The organism is Dehalobacter sp., from assembly GCA_023667845.1.
GTDB lineage: Bacteria > Bacillota > Desulfitobacteriia > Desulfitobacteriales > Syntrophobotulaceae > Dehalobacter.
The window spans coordinates 1-2,485 of the sequence record JAMPIU010000185.1 but is presented as its reverse complement, the minus strand read 5'-3'; the positions used below and the strand labels follow the sequence as shown (position 1 = coordinate 2,485).

Below are 2,485 nucleotides of genomic sequence, written 5' to 3'. Positions count from 1 at the left end.
CGTCAATGAAGTTCATTGCGGGATCAGGTTTTACTCTGTCCTGAATTTGCCTCATTTTACAGCTCAGTTCCTTGTGAACAATATATACTATGTAAGTTCCTGTATATAACACTGTCGGTATAATTACCGAGAGTAATATACATGGTATATTTTTTTGTTAAGTATGCCTGTAAATCATCAGTCACATACTTTGCCGGTCAGTCAAAAGTAAATAAGAACAAACAATAGGAAATAGAAGCAAAATACTTGAGCCGATTACGGCCTGACCATCATAAGGCTCCCCTCTAAAAATCACGCCGCCAGCTCTTCATTCAATTCACTGATAACCATATTCATCTCGTCCCCGAAAAGCTGGTACATCCTGCCGCGCCCGCCAAGGGTATCAAAGGGATGGTAATCAAGGTCCTCGATTTCCAGGTGGAAGCTGGTTGCAACATAATCTTTTATCATTCTGAGCCAGTTCATCTGGTCTTCATTGAATTTCAGGGTTCCAGCCTGCTTTTTGAACACCCAGTCCTGGAAGTTCGGTTAACGGTGTGGTCGTATGAGGTCAGCACAGGGTCGATCTCAGTTACCCTGCGGATTAAGGAGACCAGGGCTATTAGTTCGTTTTTCGGGGAATTTCCTTTCACCTTATCCAGCCGCTCATAAGCCTGCCATAAATCGAGAGGGGCGAGATAAGGCTTTTCCAGTTCCATTTTTTCCAGCACGTCCTTTATCATCGCAAAAGTTACTTTCCTGCGCCGGTAGGGCTGGTCATAGAAAATTCTCAGGGCTGTGATCTCGTCTTTATTGGCTTCCAGATATGCTTTAAAATCGCTGATCAGCTTCTCATCCCTTGCCAGTATATCCGTGTCCCATCCGGCTTTTTTAAGGGTATCAAGGTTCACTGTATTAATTATCTGTTCATAGACCCTGCGCACGTTTTCGATATACTCGTTCAGCTCGCCGGAAAAAGTTGATCTGGCAGTATCAATAAGGATCTCCTGTGCCTTTTTCTTTGCATCGGTTTCCTGAATTTCCGGCTGGCGCAATTTGATCTCATCAGCTTTGAGATTGATCATGTCAGGGTTATATGCATTGAGCAGGTCCTTCACAGTTTGATTGATAGTTTTTCCATTAGCCTTTTCAGCAAAAATGGCTCTTTCATTCTAATTTATCTGCCTGTTCAGCCTTGCAAGCCGGTTAGCCAGTGAAATGTAAAGGTCTTCGTCCTGAGCGCCAAAAGTAACTGCTGCCAGCAGGTCTTTCAATGAGGTGTTTTTTTTGCGTTCAAGAGGCTTGCTGTCGGTCTTCATCGTCTTTGTAACATCTACAGCGTCCACGATCACAAAATGGGTTTTAGCTGAAACAGCCGATGGCGTCACTTTGTGCAGGTCGTCTAATCCTAGGATTCGTGTGCCTCTTCCTTTCATCTGCTCAAAATAATTGAGGCTTTTGATATCTCTCATAAAGAGCAGGCATTCCAGCGGCTTAATATCCGTTCCTGTCGCAATCATATCAACTGTAACCGCAATTCTCGGATAGTAATCATTGCGGAAAGCCGACAATATCGATTTTGGGTCTTCTTCGGCTTTGTAGGTCACTTTCTTGCAAAAGGCATTCCCTTCTCCAAACTCTTCCCGCACCATATTGATAATATCATCGGCATGGCTGTCGTTTTTGGCAAAAATAAGGGTCTTGGGAACTTCCTTTCTGCCTGGAAAGATTTCAGGCAGCTTTTCCTTAAATGTCCGTATCACACGGCGTATCTGGCTGAGATTGACCACTTCCCTGTCCAGCTGCCTGGAAGTATAGGTCAAATCTTCGTCCAGCTGCTCCCAGCGTTTTTTGCGAGTAAGTCTTTCACGCCTGTCCACAAACTCCTGAGCAGGTATATTTGCCCCATTTTTACTGATTTCGGTCTCGATTACATACACATCATAACCAACATTCACGCCGTCTGCAACAGCTTCTTCATGGCTGTACTCGCTTACCACATTTTCATTAAAAAACCCGAAAGTGCGTTTATCAGGGGTCGCTGTCAAGCCTATAAGAAAAGCATCAAAATAATCCAGAACCTGCTGCCACAGGTTGTATATCGAACGGTGGCACTCATCTATGACAATAAAATCGAATTCCTCAATGGGAACCTTTTCATTATACACAACAGGGAGCGGTTCCTTTGGCTGCCAGCCCTTCTCGGCAGTATTTTCCTCTTCGGTTTTTTCATCAATCTCTTCACCTTTCAGGATGGAGTAAAGCCGCTGAATTGTGGAAATGCAAACCTGGCTGTCCGAGGAAATATAGCTTGAACGCAGGCGCTGAACATTATAAAGCTCGGTAAATTTGCGGTTATCGTCATTCGGCATATAAGCCATGAATTCCTGTTCCGCCTGCTCGCCCAGGTTTTTAGTGTCAATAAGGAAAAGCACTTTCTTAGCATCCGCAAACTTCAGTAACCTGTAGATGAAGGTTATTGCAGTATAGGTCTTTCCGTAGCCTG

Annotated in this window: 1 protein-coding gene and 1 pseudogene; both read right to left on the bottom strand. The window is 44.2% G+C overall.

What is annotated here, in order from left to right; genetic code table 11:
* Window positions 1-291: 291 nt before the first annotated feature.
* Window positions 292-1,064, bottom strand: a pseudogene (locus NC238_15550) (hypothetical protein).
* An 87-nt stretch (window positions 1,065-1,151) separates the two neighbouring features.
* Window positions 1,152-2,485 (bottom strand): DEAD/DEAH box helicase family protein (locus NC238_15545; protein ID MCM1567321.1); only part of this gene is annotated, 1,334 nt, incomplete at its 5' end.